The sequence below is a fragment of the Thermogemmatispora aurantia genome (assembly GCF_008974285.1).
GTDB lineage: Bacteria > Chloroflexota > Ktedonobacteria > Ktedonobacterales > Ktedonobacteraceae > Thermogemmatispora > Thermogemmatispora aurantia.
In genome coordinates this window covers 149,201-171,332 of record NZ_BKZV01000002.1, presented here as the reverse complement: position 1 = coordinate 171,332, position 22,132 = coordinate 149,201, and the positions used below count along the sequence as shown (strand labels likewise).

The following is a 22,132-nucleotide window of genomic DNA, read 5'->3' as shown; positions in this document are numbered from 1 at the left end:
GATGTGATGCCACGGCTGGTCAGGGTGCCAGGATCGGGAGTCACAGCGACCCGGCCCGGGGAGCGGAAGAGGGAGGGAGGAAGGAAGAACGCGGGCGGGCCGCGGGTGCCAGGCCAGGCCCGCCCGCTGCAACAGGGAGAGAGAGCCTGTTTTCGTAGCGAGACTGCCTGGCCGGTCTGGCCAAGTGAGCCAGGACGGTCAGCCGATTGGTCGGATAGGCGGCAGACCAGACCTGACCAGGCGCACTGCTCGCGGTCGAACTTAAATCTGATAATCCATCTCCCAACCCTGGGTTAGTTCCTCGTGCTTGGCCAGGGGCTCGCCACTCTTCACCAGCAGCTCAGCTGGCTTGGCTGCCACCACGGAATTGGGCGGCACCGATTCGAGTACCAGGGCCATGGCGCCGATCTTGCTTCCACGCCCGATCGTAATTGGCCCCAGAATAGCGGCCCCCACGCCGATCGTCACATCATCCTCGATGGTTGGATGGCGCTTCTGCTTGCGCCCAGGACCTGGACGCCACCAGCCGGTGGCGCCGAGCGTCACCTGGTGATAGAGCATGACATTGTTGCCGATCTCGGCAGTCTCGCCGATCACCACGCCAGCGCCGTGATCGATAAAGAAACGCTTCCCGATCTTGGCGCCCGGATGAATCTCGATGCCACCGGTGACGAGGCGCGCGAACTGCGAGATCAGGCGAGGAATGACAGGGATATGCAAATTATAGAGAAAATGCGCGATGCGGTGAAAGAAGATGGCCCACAGCCCCTGGTAGAGCAACGCCTCAAAAATATTGTTACAGGCAGGATCTTTCTCAAAGATCACATCGATGGCATCCGGCCAGCGCGTCCGCTTGCGTGGCGTGCTGCTGGGGGCCGGAATCAGCATGCCAGGCGGTACTTCCGGCAACTGAGAGAGATCGGTTTCCCCCTCCCTGACCTGGTTGCTCTTGATCTCCTCTGACGTGTGATGAACCATGTAGCCACGTGCCCTTTCTGCTACAAAGAACCGGCCTGTTTGCTCTACTAGCGCCTTTGTTTGGAGTGTATGGCACGACCAGACCGATGTCAAGTCTTCTCCTGTTGCCAGTGGTGCCTGCGTCCAGGCATGCCCAGGAAAGGAGAAAAAGACAACCAGACTGCCTCTTGTCTCTCTGCTTGCCGCTCCCTCCCTTGACAGCGAGGGAGAAGCACAGGTACAATTGTCTAAAACAGGCTGCTTGCTCATAGATCATCGGGCCGGCGGAACATACCTCATCGGGCCAGAATGAACGGATTGTAGCAGCGTTGCTCAATATATTCTGGCTGATTGGCTGGCTGACAATGACAGCCGCGCCTGCGCCAGGGAGGGAGGCAAGTATGGCTTCCGAAGCAGGCAAGCCCTCGCGGCCCGTGAGTGGTGCCAGTAGCACAGCCGCTGCTGTAGTAGCGCGCCTGGACCGTATCCCCATCTGGGCCTTGCCCTATCTCTACATTGGTATCATCGGGGCTGGCTTCCTCTTCACCTTCTTCGACATTTTCGACATCAACGTCTCCTTCATCCAGACCTGTGTCCAGATCGTGCCTGGCTGTAGCCCTGCATCGGCGGCCAACTATCTGGGCCTGCCGGTGCTGCTCAACCTGGTGGGCTACGTGATTGGCACCCTCATCCTCAGTCCCCTGGCGGACCGCCTCGGGCGGCGCGATATGCTACTGGTCACGATGGTCATCACCGGGCTAGGCTCGCTCTACAATGCTCTTGTCAGTGATTATGTAAACTTTATTATTGCACGCACCATCACGGGCATTGGGGTTGGTGCGGACCTGGCCCTTGTCAATACCTATATCAATGAAGTGGCACCGAGCGGGGGACGGGCGCGCTATACCTCGCTAATCTTTATCATGTCCTCCCTGGGCGCCTTCCTCGGGGTCTGGCTGGGCCTGCTGCTCACTACCCAGCCAGAAGCTTTCCCGCTGGGACTGCCCTTTGCTCTCGCAGGCCCTGGCTTCACCTTCGGCTGGCGCCTGATGTATGGCATCGGCACCTTGCTGGCGCTGATCGGCATCCTCATGCGCTTCCAGCTTCATGAGTCGCCGCGCTGGTTGATCTCGCAAGGGCGGGTCGAGGCGGCGGCAGGCGTGGTCGCGCAAATGGAGGCGCAGGCCCTGGCCCGCGTTGGCGAGCTACCCACGCCTTCCGAGATTCCGGTCGAGACGCAGCCGGGCCGGATACCCTATGTCGAGATCTTTGGCAATCGCCTCTATCTGCTGCGCACGCTCTTTCTCTTCGTCGTCTGGTTCATTGGCTACATTACGGTCTATGCCATCGCGGCGGGCCTGACCTCGCTACTGGCGGCCCTGAAATTTCCGCCGCCCGAGGCCGGCCTAATCGTGGCCATTGGCTCAGTGGGCTTCGTGCTGGTGGCCATCTTCGACTATGCCTTTGGTGAGCTATTGGAGCGCAAGTACTGGCTACCGGTGGCGGCCCTGCTCACCCTGATTGGCTGCTTGCTAATAGCCCTGGGCGGGGCTGGCAATTTCGCGGTGGCGGTGCTCGGCTCGATCGTGCTCTTTTTCGGCTTCAATCTCTGGGTGCCAATGACCTACACCTGGTCAACCGAGCACTATCCTACGCGGGCGCGCGCCACAGGCTTCGCGCTGGTCGATGGCGTTGGCCATCTCGGGGGGAGTGTAGGCCTGCTGGTCATTCCGCCCCTGATTCCGACACTGGGTCCGCTGAGTACCTTCCTGATCATCGCGGGCTGTCTGATTGTAGCGGCGGTGATCGCTCAGTTCGGGACGGCCACGCGCCTGCGCCGCCTTGATGAGGTATCCCCTTAGCTCGTTGGCGGCTTAGCCGGGCTGCTCTCCTGGCTCTATGCGGGTCAGGCTCTCCTTGACAAACAAGCAGAGAGGTGGGCACTGCGCTGGCCTGTAAGTATTTGCAGGTCAGCGCCTGATTTTGGCCGCTGCCCTATTGACAGCCGACAAACTCTCCGCTATACTGGCTGTGCACGTAATCAAAGAAGCAACATGGTGGCCGTAGCTCAATCGGTAGAGCTCTGGATTGTGGCTCCAGCGGTTGTGGGTTCGAGCCCCATCGGTCACCCCTTTTTTATTGGCTTTGCGTTGGCTGTCAGGCGCGGGCATGACCCGTGCCTGCGCCGCCTCAGACAACGCTTCTACATGAAGAACGATGCTCTATGGTCTGCATCTCCCCAATTTTGGCCCCCTCGCTGATGTGCGTTTGCTGTGTGAGTTGGCCCAGGAGGCGGAGGCTGCCGGCTGGGACGGCTTTTTTCTCTGGGATCAGATTGCGCGCACAACCCTGGCGCCGACCAACGATCCCTTGGCGGAGGTCTGGGTAGCGTTGACAGCGATTGCTCTGCATACGCAGCGTCTGCGCTTTGGCCCTCTGGTGACGCCGCTGCCGCGACGCCGTCCCTGGGAGGTAGCCCGTCAGGCGGTGACGCTCGATCATCTTTCGGACGGACGTCTGGTGCTGGGTGTGGGCCTGGGTGGTGGCTACTTCGATTTTGCGGCCCTGGGGGAGCCATCGGACCTGAAGGTGCTGGGGGCCATGCTCGACGAGGGCCTGGCGATCCTCAACGGGCTGTGGAGTGGTCAGCCTTTCCATTTCGAGGGACGCTACTACCGCATCCAGGAGGCGCACTTTCTCCCTCCACCTCGTCAGCAGCCGCGTATTCCAATCTGGGTGGCCGGGATGTGGCCCAATCGTGCCCCGCTGCGCCGGGCGGTCCGCTGGGATGGTTTCATTCCTATTGGGCGCGATCTGGCTCTGACTGACATGCTCTCAGCCGAGACGATGGCTGAGATTGGGGCCGCTCTGCAGCAGCAGCGCTCGCAGCCGAGTCCCTTTGAGGTGGTACATTTCGGGATCAGCTCCGGCGAGGACCCCGAGGCCGATCGGACGCTGGTGGCCGCCTACGCCCGCGTCGGGGTGACATGGTGGGTCGAAAATATCGTACCAGAGCGCTGGGGAACCTGGCAGCAGTGGCCGCTGGAGGCAATGCGCCGCCGTATTCGCCGGGGGCCGCCCCGCTAGGGCCTCGCTTCTCGCTTCTTGGCGGCTTCGCCGGCGCTCCGCTCTGCGCTTTCCTCCTCCGCTCTCCGACTGGGCTGTCCTGATGCTCAGCTCCTGTCTCCCTCACCGCGCCATCGTGGTGCGCACCGCCTGGCTGTGGTCGCTAGCAGGCGGTTGCGACAGAATTGCGACAAAGATCGGATACGGCGATGACAACTCAGGATTAAGCTCTTCTCCTGTAATAGCTAGCAGCCTGCGTGTGCTCATTGCTGTGAGCGCGCCGGGCTGAGACCATGTCGCTGTGGCGCGAAGAGGAGAAAGGAGCATCGTTCTCGTGTTGGATGACAAAAGAAAGTATTATGCCACTTATGCCACTGCTTGGCAGACCAGGCCTCCTTCCGAGGGCCTGCAGGGAGAAAAGGGAAGCGTTCAGCAGCAGGAGCAGCTCAGGCAGGCAGCTGCTGCTGACTGGTTGCCTCTAACAAGCTACCACCCCGGGATTGAGCAAGCCTCAGACGAGCCATCATCCTCTACGAACGCCGATTCCGTCTTGGGCATGCTCTGTTACCTGGGGGGCTGGCTCTCTGGCCTGCTAGTCCTGTTCTTCGGGGGCAGGAGTCGCCTGGTGCGCTTCCATGCCCTGCAATCCTTGTTCTTCTTTGGACTGGTGACCATCATCGATATATTTATGATGATGACGCCTATCTATGTGAGTCGCCTCGCCTTGTGGTGGCTCCCACCCGAGATGGATACTCTTGCTGTGTGCTGCTGGCTGCTGCTGTTTGGAACGCTGCAGGTGGTGACCCTCACGGGCTGGCTCGTTGGCCTGATTCAGGCGACCCGTCGGCGCTTCTACCTGATGCCCCTGGTAGGCCGCCTGGCTCTGGCTCTTGTTGGGCAGAAGCAGGAGATCATACTGAAGTGATTGAAGAATGGCCATGAAGAAGCTCTTGCTTGTTGAGGATGCGCAGGATCTGGCGCAGCTTATTATTCGCGAACTGAAAGCGGACGGCTACGAGATCCTCTATGCCTCCGATGGGGTAGAGGCTTTGCGCTTGCATGAGGAGCAACGCCCTGCGCTCGTTATTCTGGACTGGATGCTGCCACGCATGGATGGTCTGGAGGTGCTGCGCCGCCTGCGCCAGCAAGCGCCCACCCCGGTGCTCATGCTGACGGCACGGAGTGAGGAGACCGATCGCGTGGTGGGCCTGGAGCTGGGAGCCGATGATTACCTGACCAAGCCCTTTAGCATGCGTGAGCTGTTGGCGCGGGTGCATGCGCTCCTGCGCCGTGCCGAGCTGATTCAGCAGATGCTGCAGCAGGATCTGGCGCGGGCCGAGCGACCCCTTATCGATGGACCGCTCTGCCTCGACGCCCAGGCCCATTTAGTGACCCTGGACGGCCAGCCGCTCGATCTCAGTCCGACTGAGTTTGAACTCCTTCATCTCTTCCTGCGCAGTCCCGGGCGGGCCTTCAGCCGCGCTTACCTCCTTGATACGATCTGGGGTGAGAGCTATGTCGGTGGCGATCGCTCGGTGGATAATACCGTCTTGCGCCTGCGCAGGAAGCTGGGAGCGCTAGGGGAAGCCATCGAAACGGTCTGGGGCGTAGGCTATCGCTGGCGTGCGCATAGCCCCTCAAGAACAGGAGGAGGGTGATGAAAGAAAGATGGGCGAGCCTCTGGTTGAGGGCCAGGCGCAGACGCGCTCTGCTCGAAGCTGTCTTGTTTGCTTTGCTGCTGAGCGGCTTGATCTGTCTGACGTCTGCTACAGAGACGGGACGTGAGTTTAGCCTGCTGCTATTGGCGCCTTTCGGGCTGGGCTACTTTGCCCTGCGCGCCGAGGTCGGGCCCCCACCCTGGTGGCGGCGCTGGACGCGCGATTTGGCCTGGGGACTGCTGCTTCTCTTGTTGCTCTGTGGACTGCCCTTTCTCCTGCTGAGCCTGGAGCATTGGCTGGGGGCCACGTTCTTCTTTCCCCGACTGGCCGCGTTCCCTATGGTCTTGTTGGGAATGGCGCTGGTCGCTCTGGTTGGTTATATTGTCTGGCGTGGCTTCCTATGCCTGCTCTCTCTGTGGAGCCGCCTGCGGCGCAAACAACTCTTGTGGGCCTTGACTCACGCTCACGCCATGATGGTCCTGCTAGCAGCGGGGCTGGTCATTCTCCTCTTCGACCTGCTGGCCCTCTCCAACGTGAGAGATCTGGCCCTGCTCATCTCGGTCACGATGATGCTCGGGCTGATGTCGTTCATCGCCTTACTGGCGGTGATTCCCCCGACGGCTTTCTTTTCCTACCTGGTGGTCCGCCGGACTACGGCCCGTCTGCGCGCGCTGACGGAGGCCGCCCATGCCTTGCGCCAGGGCCATTATGAGGTGCGCGTAATCGTCGAGGGTGAGGATGAGGTAGCTCAGCTGCAGGCCGATTTTAACGCAATGGCCGCCGAGCTGGAGCGGGCCCTGCGCGAGCTGAAGCAGGAGCGCGATACGGTGGCTGGACTGCTCAAGACCCAGCGCGAGCTGGTGGCCGCCGTCTCCCATGAGCTGCGCACACCCGTTGCTACCGTGCGGGGCTATCTGGAGGCGGCGCTGCATCGCCTGGACCGCGGCGAGCTGCCCGAATCGCTGCCGCGGGACCTGGTGGTGATGGAGGCTGAGGTGCTGCGCCTGCAACGGCTGGTGGAGGACCTCTTTGCGTTGGCCTGTGCCGAGGTTGGGCGTCTGACCTTGCGCTGCGTGCCGACCGATGTGGGAGAGCTGGTACGCCGCCTGGTAGAGGCACGCGCGCCGCTGGCCTGGCAGAGCGGACGGGTGCAGGTGGTGGCAGAGACTCCTCCAGTGGGGCCCCTGGCTCTGGTTGATCCCGAGCGCCTCGCTCAGGCCCTGCAGAATCTGCTGCACAACGGCATTCGCCATACGCCGCCGGGGGGCATTGTGGCCGTGGCAGTCTCTCAGAAGGAGCATGAGGTGGTGATTCTGGTGCGCGATACGGGCGAGGGTATCCCCCCCGAGGAGTTGCCGCGGATCTGGGAGCGCTTTTATCAGGCTTCCAGCAAGCTGCGTCGCGATGGCAGCGGCAGCGGCCTGGGCCTGGCCCTGGTCAAGGAGTGGGTAGAGGCGATGCAAGGTAGAGTGGCGGCAACCAGTGTGCTCTCGGAAGGCAGTTGCTTTACTCTCTACCTTCCCGCTGCTCCCCTCGATGCCGGCCCCGCCTCCCAGCGAACGACAATGGCTCCCCTTGAGCCGGAGCTGCCCCAGACGGGCGGGCTGAGGACGCAGATAAGGAAGACGAGCGAGCGTGAGGACCTGCTTGTTCTTCATGAGCGGGTGGAGCAGCAGTAGCTACTGCTTTTCTTGTAGCCTGCTTTTGCAATGTAACGCCTTGTTATGGAAATAAAGTGTGCGTTTGCCGTGTTTTTCTTAATGGATGGAGTGAATGCACTGAAACCGACGCCGGTAATGGTGCGTGTGGCTAGATGAGAGCAGGTTGTGCCCGGCTCGCTGACGCGCGCGAAGAAGGAGGGGGAAAGAGGCCTGTCGGGTGGATGCGCAGCGCACGGAGTGGGCGGGTGGGACTGGCCGGCTGCGAGTGCACAGTCTTCGTCAACAACCCCCGGCTCAAGCCAGGGGCTTGCCCGCAGCCGCATCGGCCCGGGCTTCAGGGCTGGTTGACGGCAGCCCACTGCCCCGCAGGACAGGAAAGCACTGTGGCTGGGTTGACCCGCCCCCCTGCCAGGTGAGACGAAGCCGTTGCTGACCGCATGTCAGTGCCTTTGGTCTCACGAAGAGTATGCTCCCACGGGGAGACTGAAATGTCAACGGCGCAAGCAGAGAGCCGTTTTCCCCCTGGATTCATCCAGGGGTCCCCGGCGACACGTCTTTATGGAGGTGCCTCATGCCAGAGCGTGTCCTGACCATTGCCGACCTCTGTACTGCCATTGCTGAAGGCCGAATCCCTGCCACGGTCAAAGGTTCCACCTATCATGTCAATGCCTTGGAGCTGCGTCGCTATCTGAACCGGTTGCGCCCGCTGCCTTTTATTTCGGTCAGGCATTCGCTTCGCTGCACCCCCGAGTCCGGTCGTTGCCGTACCTCTTAGCCCAGGCTGGGGGTGGGTCGCAGGCGCCATGCAGAGTTGAGCCTTTGCGCTAGCTGCCAGGTGACTGTCAGCAGAGTTGCTTTCCTGCCCAGGAGACACTATAATAAGGGCCGGTGAACCGAACGAGACGAGGCCTCAGCACGAGGCTGCCCATTTGGCGCCGCTGGTTCACCAGGAACTGAGCTGAGTGATGAAATCATCCGCTGCGGGCGCAAGTCGACGGCGCGGGCTGGACAAGATGCCGGTCCCTGGTGGCACGGCCTGCGTTCGCAGCCGTAGAAAGGCGTTTCATGGAGCCACTGGAGTCTGATTATACACCGCTACCGAGCCGGCGCCGGCGGGCCGCCGATCCAGCGCGGCGCTACAATTGGCTTTTCCTCTTCCCCATTGTGGGAATTTGTGTCGTCCTGCTCTTTGCCGCCGCCGGCCTCTTCCAGTTCAGCCTGGCCCCCATCGTTGACGGTCTGATGGGGTTCCTGGTGCTGCTGTTCGCCCTCTTTGTCGTCGTTATCTTCTGGGCCTCTGCGCCCAGGCGGGGCGAGCAGTCGTAGCGTGTGCCGGTCAACTGGCGCTCTGGCTCTTGCGCCTGCCGCTGGTACGCTCGCCAGCGACAGGAGGTAAGAGCACACAGCAAAGGGCCGCCTCTGGTGCTTGCCGTCTTCTTTCTTGCCCTGCGCGGGCTGATCCAATGCCACTCGGGTGAGGACGTTAGCCGCTTCCCGATCAAGAAGGCTCTGTTGGGACGGCTGGCAAGCCCTGGGGGACGGCCCTGAATTGTGTGTCTTTGCTCCACTCCACTGGTGGCTGACGGGCGACGCTTAACGCAAAGGTTGCCAGCCCTCTGCCGGCAGTGGTATTCCCGCGTGCTCCCCCCATAGCGCTCGGGCAATCAGTTCCGCCGACTCGACCAGGCGAGGCCCGGAGCGGTTCAAGTAATGGTTCCCATCGATGAGATACACGCGTCCCTCGCGCACGGCCCGCAGCTCCGACCAGGCGGAATGCTGTTCAAGCAGAGCGGCGTCTTGCCGCGTGCGCTCCACATCGAAGCCACACGGTGAGAGGATCAGCACCTCTGGATTGGCCTGGCGCAGCTCGTCCCAGCTGATCCAGGGCGCATGTTGCCCGCTGGCGCTCAACACTGGCTCGCCGCCAGCATAAGTGATCAGCTCAGGCGTCCAGTTGCCAGCTCCCATCAGAGGGTCGAGCCATTCCAGGACAGCCACGCGGGGAGCCTGGCCGCGCTCGGCGCTCAGGCGGGCGCAGCGCTGGCGCAGCTCCTCCAGGCGTTGCTGATAGCTGGCGATCAGAGCCTCAGCCTCTGCCAGGCGTCCGAGGGCGGCCCCGACACGCCGCAGATCCTCCCAGACATCGCTGAGGCGATAAGGGGCCAGAGAGACAATGCGTGGCTGCAGTCCGGTAAGCTGCCGCACGGCCTCGCTGACATCGCGCTCGCTGACGGCGCAGACCTCGCACTGAGTTTGTGTCAAGATGACGTCTGGTTGCAGCTCCTGGAGGAGGGCGACGTCGATCTGATAAATGCTGAGCGCCTGGAGGGCCGCCTCGTCTCCGGTCCGACGCGTGCCGGCAAGCTGGCGGACCTGGGCATCGATACCGGCGCTGTTGGTATTGATGTCAATCACCGGACGGCTCAGGGCTGGCAAGTGCTGGACTTCGGGCGGATAGTCACACTCGTGGGAGCGCCCCACCAGTTGCTCGGTGCAACCAAGGGCGGCCACCATTTCCGTGGCGCTGGCAAGCAAGGAAACGATACGCATCGTTGCTCACTCCCTTCTTCTGCCGGCGGCCTCCTCTCTGCTCCTGCCTGCGCCTGGACGGTTGCCTTCCTTGTGGATGGGAGCAGCCGGCGTCGCCGGGCACAACCAACAACAGGTCACGGCCACCATCTAGCCAACTGCGACAGAGCCTCCGTTGTCTGGTCTGGTACTGGCCTCTTTTCACGGCATCGCCGGGCAGTTCACCGGCTCTTCCTCGCCGCTGTGCCTGCTCTGCCCGGCCTGTCCGCCCCGCTCATGTGCCGGTCTCAGCAGTCGGAGCCTGCCAGGTTGTGGGTACCAGGACCCGCAGCCGCTCGGGGGCAATGCGTACAGTAATGGGGGTTTTTCCTTTGACCTCGCCATCCAGTGTCACCTCACAGGGTCCCGCCGGCGTGCTGATAGTGACACCGGAGGCCCGCCAATGATGCAGGCCCGGCAAGGCTGTCAGCTCAGCAGGGTGGCCAGTCGCTCCTTCGTCTGCCTCGCTCTGCTCGCTCTCGCCGCCAGCGAAAAGCTGGCTGATGGCCGCCGCAATTTCCTTCCAGTCCAGTCCCTGGACCACGACGATATCGAGTAAGTGATCGGTAACGCTGGCGCCTGGAATGCTCAACTGAAGCGGGCCGCCAAAGATGGGGGCATTGATCACCGCGACCTGCAGCACCTGATAGCGTAGCTCCGCCGCCGCTTGAGCTTGACCCTGGCACTGCTGTTGAGCAGCAAGAGAGCCAGAAGGCTCCTCAAAGCCGAGAATCACCTCTAGCGGTTCGTGCGCACGCAGAGCCTCCAGCGCCGCCAGCGGGTAGGTCATGGCGCCGAAGCGCTCGCGCATCTCGCTGCTGGTTGCAAGGCGCGCGAATTCAACATTCAGCCCAATAGTGAGAGTATGACAAAAGTAGTCGCTCTCGGCCTCCTCGTCGCCGGTGCCAGAGGCTGAGGAGGAGGCCGCTGCCGGAAGGACCATGCCGACGTCGATCGCCGCCTCCAGGCCGCCCACGATTACCTCAACGGCACCAGGCAGGTCCTGGGGAATGGCCAGCGAACGGGCCGTGTCGTTGGCGGTACCCAGTGGTAGGATGGCCAGCGGCGGCCCTTCTTTGATAACATGCCTGATCATCCCTCCAACCAGGCCGTCACCTCCTGCTGCAATGGCCAGATCGATGCCCTGAGCAAGCCAGGTGCTCCCCTGCGATGGTAACTCATTTAAATTCGTAATTGGCTCAACCCTCACTAGCTCGATGTCCGCCTCTTGCAAGAGCTTCAGGGCTTCTTCAAGCTGCGGTGCCCGTCCCGAATGGGGACTGTGGATAACGATGGCGCGGCGTTTGCCCGGCATTGGTTCCTCCCGACTCTCGTGTGAAGTCGCCTCCTGGTGGCTTCGCTGAGGAGTATATATCGTTGCTGCCTGTTCTGTAAACAGAGAGAAAATCTGTCGGGCACTCTGGAGCCAGCGACACCGGCCTGCATGGGGCTGGCTCTCCCCCATTGGGAAGGCGAGGCAGCCGTTGCTCTTGCAGCCCCCACATTTTTGCCGGATAATAGGAACATCATTTCAGTTTGGCACCGATGCCCACGCGCAGCGCCAGGCGCGCCCATCGCCTACCCGCCGTAGGGTTAGCATCATCCGCGGCTGCGATTCTCAGGAGGTTGAGTCACTGTGTCTGAGCATGAACAGACATTCCACGCGCCCACTCCTTCCCCATCTTCGGCCCCGCTTCCGCTTCGCCTCGTTCCGCTCTCGCCCGGCCTTGCTCTTGGGCCGGTCTGGCTCTACCGCTCTCCGGCCCTGCAACAGCAGTCCCAACCTCAGCCGACGGCTGCAGACAAAGGCCGCAGGCTGACGCCGGACCAGGTAGCCGAGGAGCAGCAGCGCCTGCGCCTGGCAGTCGAGCAGGCTGTGGCCGAATTGCAGGCTTTGACCGCCCAGGTTGCGCGCACGGTGGGCAAGGAAGAGGCCGCTATTTTTGAGGCCCATCAACTGATTCTGCAGGACCCTGAAATCCTGGATGCTGCCATTGAACGCATCAGTCAGCAAGGCCTGCCAGCGGAGCAGGCCCTACGCGAGGTCGCCGAAGAGAATGCCCAGCTCCTGGCTGCCCTCGATGATGAACTGCTGGCGGCGCGCGCCAGCGATGTGCGCGACGCCACTGGGCGAGTGCTGCGCCTGCTCTCGGGCACCTCTACCACTTCCCTGCTGCCCCAGGCCGAGAGCGTGCACGAGCCAGTGATCCTGGTTGCCGATGATCTGACGCCGTCTGATACCGCTACGCTCGATCCCAGGCTTGTGGCCGGTATTTGTACGGTGTTCGGCGGCCCGACAACCCACGCCGCCATTATCGCCCGCTCTCTGGAAATTCCCGCCGTCAGCGGCCTCTCTCCCGATCTCTTCGCCCAGCTGACACCTGGCCAGCATATTGCCCTGGATGGCGGGCGTGGCCTGCTCTATCTCAACTTGACCCCTGAGCAGGAACGTGAACTGCAGCAAAGGATGCAGCAGCAACAGCAGGAACGAGCAGAGCGGCTGCAGCAACGTGAGCGTTGGCGCGGGCGTCCGGGCGCGACCGCTGATGGCGTCCCAGTTGCCATCTTTGCCAACGTAGGTGATGAGGAGGGAGCAAAGCAGGCTGCCGCCTTGGGGGCCGAGGGGATTGGCTTGCTGCGCACTGAATTTCTCTTTGGTGGTCGGGAGCAGTTTCCCGACGAAGAGGAGCAGGAGACGGCCTATCGACGTCTCTTCCACGCCTTCGCCGCCGGGCAGCCGGCAGGCAAGACTATCATTGCCCGCACACTCGACGCAGGGGCTGACAAGCCCTTTCCAGCGCTGGAGGCCCTCATTGGATCGCTGCAGGAAGCCAATCCGGCCCTTGGTCTGCGGGGGGCGCGCATCCATCTCTGTCATGAGGAGCTACTGCGCCAGCAGCTGCGGGCCTTGCTGCGCGCCGCTCAGGCTACGGGCATTACCCTGCAGATTATGTTTCCTATGATTGCCACTCTGGAAGAGGTGCGACGCCTGCGTGCTCTCACTGAGGAGGTACTCGCCGAGCTGGAGGGGCAGGGGCTACAGCTCACGCCGAGGCCGGCGGTCGGCATCATGGTCGAGACGCCCGCTGCCGCGCTGATGGCTGATGTGCTGGCGCGCGCAGTCGATTTCTTTAGTATCGGCACCAATGATCTCTATCAATACGTCATGGCAGTCGATCGCACCAATGGGCGCGTAGCCTCGCTCTTTGGGCGCCTGGAGCCAGCGGTCTGGCGGGCCATTGCCCAGGTGGCGCGGGCCGGCCAGCAACATGGGCGCCTGGTCGCCGTCTGTGGCGAGCTGGCGGGCGATCCCCTGATCGGCCCGCTCCTGGTCGGCCTGGGTGTGCGTGAGCTGAGCATGAACCCGCCGGCGCTGCTGGCTGTCAAGGAGCGGCTCGCGCGTCAACCCCTGGCTTACTGGCAGGAGCAGGCTCAGCGCCTCCTGCAGGCTGAGACCGCCGCCGAGCTGCAGCATATGCTAGAATCTATAGCGTAAGCCGGGCAGGCGGCAGCACCAGAGCAAGGCGAGCCGATAGGCTGGCAGACAGATAAGCGGAGTCTCGTGCCCGCCACGCTGGCGCCGACGATGAAGCAGGCCCGGGCCAGGCGAGGCAGTCCGCCTGTTCTCTTCCTCAGTCTGGCCGTCAGACGGCCAGACTGACTGATGGCTTGCTCCCCTTAGTAGGGGTCGAATCGTGCTATGAGAGCCGCGAGCTACTAGTCATGTGATGAGCTGTTAAGCTGTGCAAGAGGAGTAGATTTGCATGGGTGTGATCCATCGTCTCCAGTCTCAGGAGCATGGAGAGCTACGCTGGGAAGGCGTGCCGGTACGCGCCTATGGGCCAGAGAATAGCCGGGCCAAAGATGCGACGCGCCAGATTCTGATCGGAAACGATGAAGGAGCGCAGAACTTCCATCTGCGCTATTTTGCTGTGCAGCCGGGCGGGCATACCTCGCTGGACCAGCATGCCCATGATCATGGCGTCTATGTGCTGCATGGGCGGGCACGCCTGCGCCTGGGTGATGAAGAGCACGAGGTGCGCGCGGGCGATGCCATCTACATTCCGGGCAACGAGGTTCATCAATTCTTTGCTCTGGGCGACGAAGCCTTCGGCTTCCTGTGTGTCGTCCCGGCCAAAAGATGAGCGGGCGGGGGCGAACGAGCGTGATGCGTGCCGTTGAATATCACAGCAATCAGGACGTGCGGGTCGTGGAGCTGCCGCAGCCGGCTATCGGCCCCGGCGAGCTGTTGGTGCGGCTTGTGGCCTGTGGCATCTGCGCCAGCGATGTCATGGAGTGGTATATGCGCCCGCGGGCCCCGCTCTATCCTGGTCACGAGCCGGTGGGCGTAGTCGAGGAGGTAGGGGAGGGTGTGGAGCAGTTCAAGGTTGGTGATCGTGTCTTTGTGCATCATCACGTGCCATGCATGGTCTGCCACTATTGTCAGCGCGGTGCCTTCTCGCAGTGCCCGACCTTCCGCGCGACGCGTCTCGATCCCGGCGGCCTAGCCGAATACATTCGGGTCCCCGCTGCCAACGTTGAGCGTGACGTTCTGCCGTTGCCCGCCTCGCTCTCGTTCGAGGCGGCTACTTTGATTGAGCCGCTGGCCTGCTGTATTCGCGGCATTGAGCGTGCCATGATACGTGCCGGTGATCGGGTCCTTATTCTAGGGGCAGGCAGCAACGGCATCATGCTTGCCCAGCTAGCGCGATTGCGGGGGGCTGTCCGTGTAATGGTTGTCGACCCAATTGCCTATCGGCGCGAGCGGGCCTTAGAGGCAGGGGCTGATCTGGCCTTTGATCCAGAAGGGGAGCCGCTGCTGCCGCGCGTGCTTGCTGCCAACGACGGACGCAAGCCCGATGTGGTCATCGTGACGCCGTCGAAGGTGCAGGCCATGCGTCAGGGATTGGAGCTAGTGGGACCGGGCGGAACGGTGCTGCTCTTTGCTCCGCCTCCACCGGAGGAGCAGCTACCGGTGACGCCCAATGAACTGTTCTTCCGCGAGATCACGCTGCGTACCAGTTACTCTGCTGGGCCTTATGAGACGCGGCAGGCTCTTGATTTACTGGCCACTGGTCGAATCCGTGCCGAAAGCGTGATCACTCATCGTTTCCCCCTGCATGAGGCGGCGCAGGCCTTCCGTCTCGTGGCCCAACCAGGCGAGGCGCTCAAGGTCGTGATCATGGCCATCGCTCCTGATGCTGATCGAACCAGAACAACGGCCTGATCAGAAAACCAGGCAGGGAAGGAGGGCGCGGGCCTGGCTTGAGCGAGCAGGCCAACTCCCATCTCAGTGGAGCGATCTGGTGCAAGGAAGCACTATAATTCTTCACAGGAGAGGGCGCAGCCCCAGGCGAGTGCTTAGCTCAGGGAGATCGAAAGCCGGGCGTCTCCTGCGGCATGGCAGTGTGAGCGAACGAAGGAACATCAGCTTGCCCGAGGGGGGCAGTTGTCCTACAATAGAACCGTATCTGTCGAGTAGCGAGAAGAGGACGATAAACACCCATAAGGAAGGCAAGAGGATTGGCTGATGACGACAACTCAGGCACAGACTCAGGTTGAGCAATGGACCAACCTTGCTCAGCAGTTGCGCGTAGATAGTATTCGCTGTACGACCGCGGCGGGTTCGGGGCATCCGACCTCCTCGCTCTCTGCCGCCGATTTGATGGCAGTCCTGCTGGTCAGCTATCTGCGCTATGACTTTGATAATCCACACCATCCGAACAACGACCACCTGATTTTCTCCAAGGGCCATGCGGCGCCGTTGCTCTACGCTATGTACAAGGCGGCGGGCGCCATTACCGATGAGGAGTTGCTGACTCTGCGCAAGCGTGGTAGCCGGCTGGAGGGGCATCCGACGCCAGTGCTGCCCTGGGTGGAAGTGGCGACTGGCTCCCTGGGTCAGGGTCTCCCGATCGGTGTAGGAATTGCGCTGGCCGGCAAGTATCTGGATAAGCTGCCGTATCGCGTCTGGGTGCTGCTGGGAGATAGCGAGATGGCCGAAGGCTCTATCTGGGAGGCCATCGAGCACGCCGCTCACTATAAGCTGGATAATCTGATTGGTATCCTCGACTGCAATCGCCTGGGCCAGCGCGGGGAAACGATGCTGGGCTGGAATACAGCGGCCTATGCTGAGCGAGCTGAAGCCTTCGGCTGGCGCGCTCTGGTCATTGATGGGCATAACTACGAGGAGATCGATCGCGCCTATGCCCAGGCTATGAAGGCGGAAGGGGCGCCGACGCTGATCATTGCCCGCACTATGAAGGGCAAAGGGGTTTCGTTCCTGGAGAACGCTGAAGGCTGGCATGGCAAGGCCCTCAGCAAGGAACAGGAAGAGAAGGCTCTGGCCGAGCTGCCCCACGTGCGCAGCCAGATCTTTACCGTGCAGAAGCCTGAGAATCTGCAGCCGGCTGCCGCGGAGCGCAAGCCTCTAGAGTTGCCGCGCTACGCCAGTGGCCAGGAAGTACCCACGCGCAAGGCCTATGGCGATGCTCTCAAGGCTTTGGGCGCTGCCTACCCCGAGGTGGTAGCCCTCGATGGTGAAGTCAGCAACTCGACCTACGCTGAGGAATTCGCCAAGGCTTACCCCGAGCGCTACTTTGAGCAGTACATTGCGGAGCAGCAGATGGTCGCGGCGGCCATCGCCATGAGTGTTCGCCAGCGCATCCCCTTCGCGTCGACCTTCGCCGCCTTTCTGACACGCGCCTACGACTTTATCCGCATGGGAGCTATCTCGCGTGCCAATATCCGCCTGTGTGGCTCACATGCTGGGGTCTCGATCGGCGAGGATGGACCATCTCAGATGGGCCTGGAGGACCTGGCCATGATGCGGGCCGTCTTCGGCAGCACGGTACTCTATCCCTGCGATGCCAATCAAACAGCGAAGCTGGTGGCTCAGATGGCGGAGCATGGCGGGATCGTCTATCTGCGCACAACACGCGAGAAGACGCCCGTGATCTACAGCCCCGATGACGAGTTCCCCATCGGCGGTAGCAAGGTGCTGCGCCGCTCGGAGAACGACCAGGCGACGATCGTGGCGGCTGGCATCACGGTTCACGAGGCCCTCAAAGCCTATGAGTACCTGAAATCCGAGGGCATCCTGGTGCGAGTAATCGATGCCTATTCGATCAAGCCGATCGATGAGGAGACGCTTTTCCAGGCTGCCGATGAGACGAAGCAGTGCATTGTGACAGTCGAGGATCACTGGCCGGAAGGTGGTCTGGGCGAGGCCGTGCTGGAGGCCTTTACGCAGCGCGCTGGACCGCTGCCGCGTGTGGTCAAGCTGGCTGTCCAGGAGATGCCCGGCTCCGCCAAGCCTATGGAGCAGCTGGAGGAGGCCGGCATCGATGCCCACCATATTGCCCAGGCAGTCAAGGCGCTGATTCACCGCTAGCTCTCTCCGCCCGCTTCGGCATGCTCATCTTGCCTGGAGCAAGACGAGCATGCCTGGACTGCGCCGGGCTGGAGCATAGCATAAGATCAACGAGTAGTGCATAGATCTGGGGCGAAGGAGGAAACCTGGTGCAGGAGATATCTCCTGGCCCACAGCAATCCATTTCCCGTCGACCAGAGGAGCGGCTGCGACCTCCGCGCGTGGTAACGCTGGCGCTGCTCTTCGACTGGAGCCTGCTGGTACAACTGCTGGCGATGCCGCTATTGGGGCGCTGGCTAGGGCTTCCTCCTTCGCTGCGCTTGCCCTGGCTCTCGCCTGCCCTCAATGCGCTGCTCTCCCTGCTCGCCGCTCTCCCTTTTGCCTTGCTGCTGGTGCTGTGCGGAGAGGGGATACGCCGTGGCCTTCCCTGGGCGCGCTCCGTGCAGGTGGCGCTCAATACGCTGCTCGCCCTGGCGGGCCTGGCCAGTATCTATACGCTCTGGCTCGACGCACGCGTAGGAAACTACTGGCCCCTGGTGACCCTGTTAACACTGGGAGGACTGTCGCCCTTAATTGCCTGGGGCTTGCAGCGGCCAGTGACGCGCCGCTGGTTTCATCCGCCGCGGGAACTGGCGCCAGGACTGAGACAGCGTCGGGCCAGCATACCGCCCTCCTGGCCCTTGCTGGGCGCCGCGCTGCTACTGGGCCTCCTGGAAGCCCTGGCGGCCCTTCATCGCTGAGCGCAGCGCAGAGAGAAAGAATCGCCGAATCGCAGACCGCCTGACTGTCCTGCCTGGTCCGGTCGTGATGCGTGCCAGCCGATCTGCCCGCTTGCTCTCTACGGCGACTGTCTGCTTGACGACGGACCATCCGGGGCCGTATCATGGGGCCATATTGTGAGCCATCGTCTAGTGGCAGCCGTTATCCCTTCCTCTCTCTAAGCTCGTAGGGTTGGATTTCAGCCCGGCCTGGATGGTGAGCGACTGACCTGAGAGTGAGACGAGTGGAGTGGGCGCGGCCTTGATTGATTATCAGGTTGAATGGTGCAGTGAGTGAGTCAGGAGACAGAATCGCTGGAGTGGCGTTCGGTCAAAGAGGCACTAGCTGGCTTTTCGGCTGAGGCAGTCCGCTCGACTCTCAGGCGAAAACCGGCGGTCGTCGCTTATACCGATGGAGCCTGCATCAAGAACCCGGGTGGTCCCGCCGGTTGGAGTGCTATCCTGGTGCCGGTCGAGCGGCTTGATGTGCCGCTGAGCGAGATCCCTGCTGAACGCATCGAGGCCCACGGGCATATTCCGCCCGCGGCCACAACGACCAACAATCGGGCTGAGATTGCGGCCTTGCTGGCGGCCCTGAGCCTGGCCCCGCCGGATCGCCCGCTCAAAATCTGGAGCGACAGTCAGTACACTATCAAGGTGGCGACCGGTGACTACAAGGCGCGAATGAATCCCGACCTCTGGCAATTGTTCCATTGGCTGGTCAATCATCGTACGGCGCCTTTGTCCTTTGGCTGGGTACGCGGCCATGCCGGGCAGGCTCTTAATGAGCGTGCCGATGAGCTGGCTGGCCTGGGTGCCTGGCAGGATGATCGTGCCGCCTATGAGCAGTGGCTGCGCTCGCAGCAGCCGGAGGCCCGTTCAGGGGCCGGTGCCAGGAGCGAAGCCGCTCAGAGCAGGAGCGGACGGCGAGCAGCGGACGACGAGGCGCGATCCTCGGCCTCGGAGCTGGCCCTCATGCGCGATCAGGTGCAGGAGCTGCTGACGCTTTTGGAGAGCGGACGCATCGTGCTCAAAGACAACGAGCGTCAGTTTCTCTACAACATGGCTCAGCGCCTGCGCTATCCGGACTTTGCGCCGACGGCGGGCCAGCGCAATTGGCTCAAAGGTCTCTCGGCCCGTGCCCGTCGAACGCTTTGAGGGAAAGACCTGGGTGGGGCTAGCTGTTCGCCGGTCACTGAGCATGAGCAGAGCAGCTCAGGCGTTTCTGTTTCTGGCCTTGCTTGCCTGTTGCTAGGAAGGACGGTTTTGTGTGATTGATCGCAATGTGGTAGAGCGTTTTTCGTCCTTGTTGGGGCTGGTCCGGCCCCCGGTGGGACTGGCCTTTGTCGATGAGATCCCGCTGGGAGTTGAGCGGACGACGACAGGTGTTCCTTCGGCTTGTACTTTCTGGCGCCTGGCCGAGCAGGGCGTCTTTTATGCGACTGCCAGTGATCATCAGCAGTGTCCCATCGGCATGATCACTATGGGCTTTCTCTCCCCCCAGGCTCTGGGCGAGCGGGGGCGCTCTCTCGTGCAGACAATGGCGAACGTCGGCTACTTCTCGCCCGAAGAGCTGCGCGGCCTGCCGGTCGTGGAGAAGAAGCACACGGCCATTGTCTATGGACGTCTCGATCGCTTCCCGCTGGAGCCGGATATCGTGCTGGCGCTCTTGAATGCCCAGCAGGCGATGCTAGTCGCCGAGGCACAGGGAGCGGTCAACTGGCTGGAAGGGGGCCAACTCGCCTTTGGGCGTCCGACCTGTGGTATCATTCCCCGTACGCTGCGTACGGGCCAGCCCTCGCTCAGCTTCGGCTGCGTGGGCGCGCGTACCTATGTGGGCATGGAGCCGTCGCAGATGGTGCTAGCTCTCGCCGGGAGCCACTTCGCTGAGTTGGTCGCGCGCCTGGAAGGAAGCGTGACCGCCAATGAATCTCTAGCGCCCTTCCATGCCCAACAGAAGGCGAGCTTCCCCGCCTGATCGCTGGGGACTAACAATAGCACGGTTTCTGTTCTTCTCTTCTCTTCTCTCACTGGCGCTCCGGGGGCGAGTCTGCCGCAGCGGAGCGCCAGCAGCTATATCAGACCACAGTACAGCAGGCCAGAAAGGACACGCAGCGATGCCTCTCTCGGTGTCGAATCAGGCGCGCGTGCTCTTCAATCGTCGCGTCCCGTTGCGCGATGGTATCACGCTCTCCGCCGATGTCTATCTGCCAATGCAGGGAAAGGGACCGTGGCCGGCCATCCTCCTGCGCACACCCTACTTGAAAGCCCAGGCCCAGATAGCTCAGCGAGCTTTGGCCTTTGTGCGCTATGGCTATGCGTTCGTGGCGATGGATGTGCGAGGACGTGGCGACTCTGACGGTGAGTTCGTTCCCTATCGCCATGAGGGGCCTGACGGCTACGATGCCATCGAGTGGTGTGCTGCCCAGGACTGGTGCGATGGCAATGTAGGCACCCTGGGCGCCTCTTACGCGGGCCGCATTCAGTGGCTCGCGGCTCTGGAGCAGCCACCCCATCTCAAGGCGATGGTCGTGCTGGTCGCGCCCTCCGATCCTTTCGTTGAAATACCGACGGGCCTCCCCAGTCCCATGCATCTCTGCTGGGAACACTACGTCAGCGGACGCGTCACTCAGCCAATGGATCTGGTCGACTGGGAGCAGGTCTACTGGCATCTGCCCCTGCTCACGATGGATGAGCGCGCTGGACGCTTCAATCCCCACTGGCGCGAGCAGATCGCTCACGCCGCGCTTGATGACTACTGGCTACCTCTCTGCTACCAGCGCCGCTTTGAAGAGCTGGCCGTGCCAGTCCTGCATATCTCCGGCTGGTACGATGACGAGCAAATTGGTACCCCTCTTAATTACATAGGCATGACCACGCGCGCCGCCACGCCCGAAGCCCGAGCCAATCAGCGCCTGCTCATGGGTCCCTGGGGGCACCAGGTGAATACGAGCCGCAAGCTAGGAGAGGTCGACTTTGGTCCCCAGGCCTTGATTGATCTCGAGGCCGAGGAACGACGCTGGTTCGATCGCTTCCTCAAGGGACGACGTCAGGAGCCGCCACCGGCACCGGTGCGCCTTTTCATCATGGGAGCCAACTACTGGCGCGATGAGCAGGAGTGGCCCCTAGCCCGTACGCGTTGGACGCGCTTCTACCTGCACAGCGGTGGAGCTGCTAACAGCCGTTTTGGCGACGGGCACCTCTCTCCAGAGCCTCCCGCGGCTGATGAGCCGTATGACAGCTACCGCTACGATCCTGCTCGGCCCATGCCCTTCATCACTGAGCCGACCTCTACGCAGATCGGCGGCCCCGACGATTATGCCGCCATCCAGCGCCGCGATGACGTTCTCGTCTACGTCAGCGAGCCGCTCAAAGAAGACCTGGAGGTGACCGGTCCCGTGCGCCTTGAGCTGTACGCCTCCTCGTCAGCGCCCGATACCGACTTCGTGGCCATGCTCCTCGACGTCTGGCCAAACGGCTTTCGTCAGCGCCTCTGTGATGGCATGGTTCGCGCCCGCTTTCGCGAAGGGATGGATCGCCCGAGGCTGATCGAGCCGGGCCGCATCTATCGATACGAGATCGATTGCTGGAATACGGCTCAGCTCTTCAAGGCTGGTCATCGTATCGGCCTGCAGCTCAGCTCTAGCGCCTTCCCCAAGTACGACCGCAATCTGAATACTGGGGCGGCGCTGGGCCTGACCAGCGAGATGGCGGTGGCCGAGCAGCGCATCTACCACGATCATGCTCATCCTTCGGCCCTGGTCCTGCCGGTCATTCCCCCGGCTGCTTCGTCCTCACCTTCGTTCCCGTCCGAGCCGTTGCGGCAGACGAGCAAGTGAGCGGCACCTTGACAAAGCCTGGCTCGTGCAAGATGATAGAGGGCAAAGAAGCGAAGGGAGCTGAAGCGAAGCGGGCCTTCGACTCAGGTTGGGCAACTGTTGGCGCTGGCGCGTCCAGTGAGAACCCGTCTGGGGCAGCGCTAGCCTGCAAGTGGCGCCCACCAATGTTATGGGGGGAAGAGCAGTGACTACCATTAAAAGAGAGCCAGAGGCGCAAGAGCAAAGCGTAAGTGCGCATCCAGAGCAGCAGCCC

The 22,132-nt window shown here is 62.2% G+C and carries 18 protein-coding genes and 1 tRNA gene; 16 read left to right on the top strand and 3 right to left on the bottom strand.

All coding sequences use genetic code 11. The features are described from left to right. Positions 1 to 261: 261 nt before the first annotated feature. The gene (epsC, locus tag KTAU_RS07540) at positions 262 to 978 is read right to left on the bottom strand and encodes a serine O-acetyltransferase EpsC (RefSeq protein ID WP_228026355.1); all 717 of its coding nucleotides are present in this window, start codon (positions 976 to 978) and stop codon (positions 262 to 264) included. Positions 979 to 1,358: 380 nt separating this feature from the next. Here epsC and KTAU_RS07535 point away from each other — a divergent pair, with 380 nt between their 5' ends. The 8 genes from KTAU_RS07535 to KTAU_RS07500 all read left to right on the top strand — a co-directional run bounded on the left by KTAU_RS07535 (position 1,359) and on the right by KTAU_RS07500 (position 8,668). Further along, a complete protein-coding gene (locus tag KTAU_RS07535) occupies positions 1,359 to 2,819 on the top strand; it encodes an MFS transporter (RefSeq protein ID WP_151727806.1) in 1,461 nt (486 codons plus the stop codon). A gap of 195 nt (positions 2,820 to 3,014) precedes the next feature. After that, positions 3,015 to 3,087: transfer RNA gene (locus KTAU_RS07530), tRNA-His, on the top strand. Positions 3,088 to 3,174: 87 nt separating this feature from the next. Further along, positions 3,175 to 4,044 carry an LLM class flavin-dependent oxidoreductase gene (locus KTAU_RS07525; protein ID WP_151727805.1) on the top strand — a complete coding sequence of 290 codons (870 nt, stop codon included), beginning with the start codon at positions 3,175 to 3,177 and terminating at the stop codon, positions 4,042 to 4,044. Positions 4,045 to 4,357: 313 nt separating this feature from the next. Then, positions 4,358 to 4,948, top strand: coding sequence for a DUF4870 domain-containing protein (locus tag KTAU_RS07520; RefSeq protein WP_151727804.1), 591 nt, complete (start codon positions 4,358 to 4,360; stop codon positions 4,946 to 4,948). Positions 4,949 to 4,955: 7 nt separating this feature from the next. Beyond that, positions 4,956 to 5,681, top strand: coding sequence for a response regulator transcription factor (locus KTAU_RS07515; protein ID WP_228026354.1), 726 nt, complete (start codon positions 4,956 to 4,958; stop codon positions 5,679 to 5,681). Further along, on the top strand, positions 5,681 to 7,360 hold the full coding sequence (locus KTAU_RS07510) for a sensor histidine kinase (protein WP_151727803.1): 1,680 nt from the start codon (positions 5,681 to 5,683) through the stop codon (positions 7,358 to 7,360). The genes KTAU_RS07515 and KTAU_RS07510 overlap by 1 nt, the downstream gene beginning before the upstream one ends. Positions 7,361 to 7,913: 553 nt before the next feature. Continuing rightward, complete coding sequence (locus KTAU_RS07505) at positions 7,914 to 8,117, top strand: hypothetical protein (protein ID WP_151727802.1); 204 nt, start codon at positions 7,914 to 7,916, stop codon at positions 8,115 to 8,117. Between the two features lie 290 nt (positions 8,118 to 8,407). Continuing rightward, positions 8,408 to 8,668, top strand: a complete 261-nt coding sequence (locus tag KTAU_RS07500; protein WP_112433461.1) for a hypothetical protein — start codon at positions 8,408 to 8,410, stop codon at positions 8,666 to 8,668. A 267-nt stretch (positions 8,669 to 8,935) separates the two neighbouring features. On the opposite strand, the gene KTAU_RS07495 is transcribed toward KTAU_RS07500, so the two are convergent. Both KTAU_RS07495 and KTAU_RS07490 read right to left on the bottom strand, forming a co-directional pair. Continuing rightward, entirely contained in the window at positions 8,936 to 9,892 is a 957-nt protein-coding gene (locus KTAU_RS07495; protein WP_151727801.1) for a cobalamin-binding protein, read from the bottom strand. Positions 9,893 to 10,145: 253 nt separating this feature from the next. Next, positions 10,146 to 11,225 (bottom strand): diacylglycerol/lipid kinase family protein, encoded by a 1,080-nt coding sequence (locus KTAU_RS07490; RefSeq protein ID WP_170293137.1) that lies wholly within the window; start codon positions 11,223 to 11,225, stop codon positions 10,146 to 10,148. 321 nt (positions 11,226 to 11,546) lie between these two features. Between KTAU_RS07490 and ptsP the strand changes: the two genes are divergently transcribed. The 8 genes from ptsP (at position 11,547) to KTAU_RS07450 (ending at position 21,879) form a co-directional block, all read left to right on the top strand. Beyond that, entirely contained in the window at positions 11,547 to 13,406 is a 1,860-nt protein-coding gene (gene ptsP / locus KTAU_RS07485) for a phosphoenolpyruvate--protein phosphotransferase (protein WP_151727799.1), read from the top strand. Between the two features lie 268 nt (positions 13,407 to 13,674). Further along, a complete protein-coding gene (locus tag KTAU_RS07480; protein ID WP_112433469.1) occupies positions 13,675 to 14,055 on the top strand; it encodes a cupin domain-containing protein in 381 nt (126 codons plus the stop codon). 23 nt (positions 14,056 to 14,078) lie between these two features. Continuing rightward, positions 14,079 to 15,137: an alcohol dehydrogenase catalytic domain-containing protein gene (locus tag KTAU_RS07475; RefSeq protein WP_170293136.1), complete on the top strand. Its 1,059-nt coding sequence runs from the start codon at positions 14,079 to 14,081 to the stop codon at positions 15,135 to 15,137. Positions 15,138 to 15,440: 303 nt separating this feature from the next. Further along, positions 15,441 to 17,303, top strand: a complete 1,863-nt coding sequence (locus tag KTAU_RS07470; RefSeq protein ID WP_151727797.1) for a transketolase — start codon at positions 15,441 to 15,443, stop codon at positions 17,301 to 17,303. 128 nt (positions 17,304 to 17,431) lie between these two features. Then, positions 17,432 to 18,022, top strand: a complete 591-nt coding sequence (locus KTAU_RS07465; RefSeq protein WP_151727796.1) for a hypothetical protein — start codon at positions 17,432 to 17,434, stop codon at positions 18,020 to 18,022. Between the two features lie 312 nt (positions 18,023 to 18,334). Continuing rightward, positions 18,335 to 19,198 (top strand): RNase H family protein, encoded by an 864-nt coding sequence (locus KTAU_RS07460; RefSeq protein ID WP_151727795.1) that lies wholly within the window; start codon positions 18,335 to 18,337, stop codon positions 19,196 to 19,198. Between the two features lie 112 nt (positions 19,199 to 19,310). After that, positions 19,311 to 20,018: a DUF169 domain-containing protein gene (locus tag KTAU_RS07455; protein ID WP_151727794.1), complete on the top strand. Its 708-nt coding sequence runs from the start codon at positions 19,311 to 19,313 to the stop codon at positions 20,016 to 20,018. Positions 20,019 to 20,157: 139 nt separating this feature from the next. Beyond that, the gene (locus KTAU_RS07450; protein WP_151727793.1) at positions 20,158 to 21,879 is read left to right on the top strand and encodes a CocE/NonD family hydrolase; all 1,722 of its coding nucleotides are present in this window, start codon (positions 20,158 to 20,160) and stop codon (positions 21,877 to 21,879) included. Positions 21,880 to 22,132: the final 253 nt, after the last annotated feature.

What these genes read in the sequence shown, in the direction of transcription:
- epsC (WP_228026355.1), bottom strand. Translation starts at nt 978, where the DNA reads ATGGTTCATCACACGTCAGAGGAGATCAAGAGCAACCAGGTCAGGGAG.
- KTAU_RS07535 (WP_151727806.1), top strand. Translation starts at nt 1,359, where the DNA reads ATGGCTTCCGAAGCAGGCAAGCCCTCGCGGCCCGTGAGTGGTGCCAGT.
- KTAU_RS07525 (WP_151727805.1), top strand. Translation starts at nt 3,175, where the DNA reads ATGCTCTATGGTCTGCATCTCCCCAATTTTGGCCCCCTCGCTGATGTG.
- KTAU_RS07515 (WP_228026354.1), top strand. Translation starts at nt 4,956, where the DNA reads ATGGCCATGAAGAAGCTCTTGCTTGTTGAGGATGCGCAGGATCTGGCG.
- KTAU_RS07510 (WP_151727803.1), top strand. Translation starts at nt 5,681, where the DNA reads ATGAAAGAAAGATGGGCGAGCCTCTGGTTGAGGGCCAGGCGCAGACGC.
- KTAU_RS07505 (WP_151727802.1), top strand. Translation starts at nt 7,914, where the DNA reads ATGCCAGAGCGTGTCCTGACCATTGCCGACCTCTGTACTGCCATTGCT.
- KTAU_RS07500 (WP_112433461.1), top strand. Translation starts at nt 8,408, where the DNA reads ATGGAGCCACTGGAGTCTGATTATACACCGCTACCGAGCCGGCGCCGG.
- KTAU_RS07495 (WP_151727801.1), bottom strand. Translation starts at nt 9,892, where the DNA reads ATGCGTATCGTTTCCTTGCTTGCCAGCGCCACGGAAATGGTGGCCGCC.
- KTAU_RS07490 (WP_170293137.1), bottom strand. Translation starts at nt 11,225, where the DNA reads ATGCCGGGCAAACGCCGCGCCATCGTTATCCACAGTCCCCATTCGGGA.
- KTAU_RS07480 (WP_112433469.1), top strand. Translation starts at nt 13,675, where the DNA reads ATGGGTGTGATCCATCGTCTCCAGTCTCAGGAGCATGGAGAGCTACGC.
- KTAU_RS07475 (WP_170293136.1), top strand. Translation starts at nt 14,079, where the DNA reads ATGCGTGCCGTTGAATATCACAGCAATCAGGACGTGCGGGTCGTGGAG.
- KTAU_RS07470 (WP_151727797.1), top strand. Translation starts at nt 15,441, where the DNA reads ATGACGACAACTCAGGCACAGACTCAGGTTGAGCAATGGACCAACCTT.
- KTAU_RS07450 (WP_151727793.1), top strand. Translation starts at nt 20,158, where the DNA reads ATGCCTCTCTCGGTGTCGAATCAGGCGCGCGTGCTCTTCAATCGTCGC.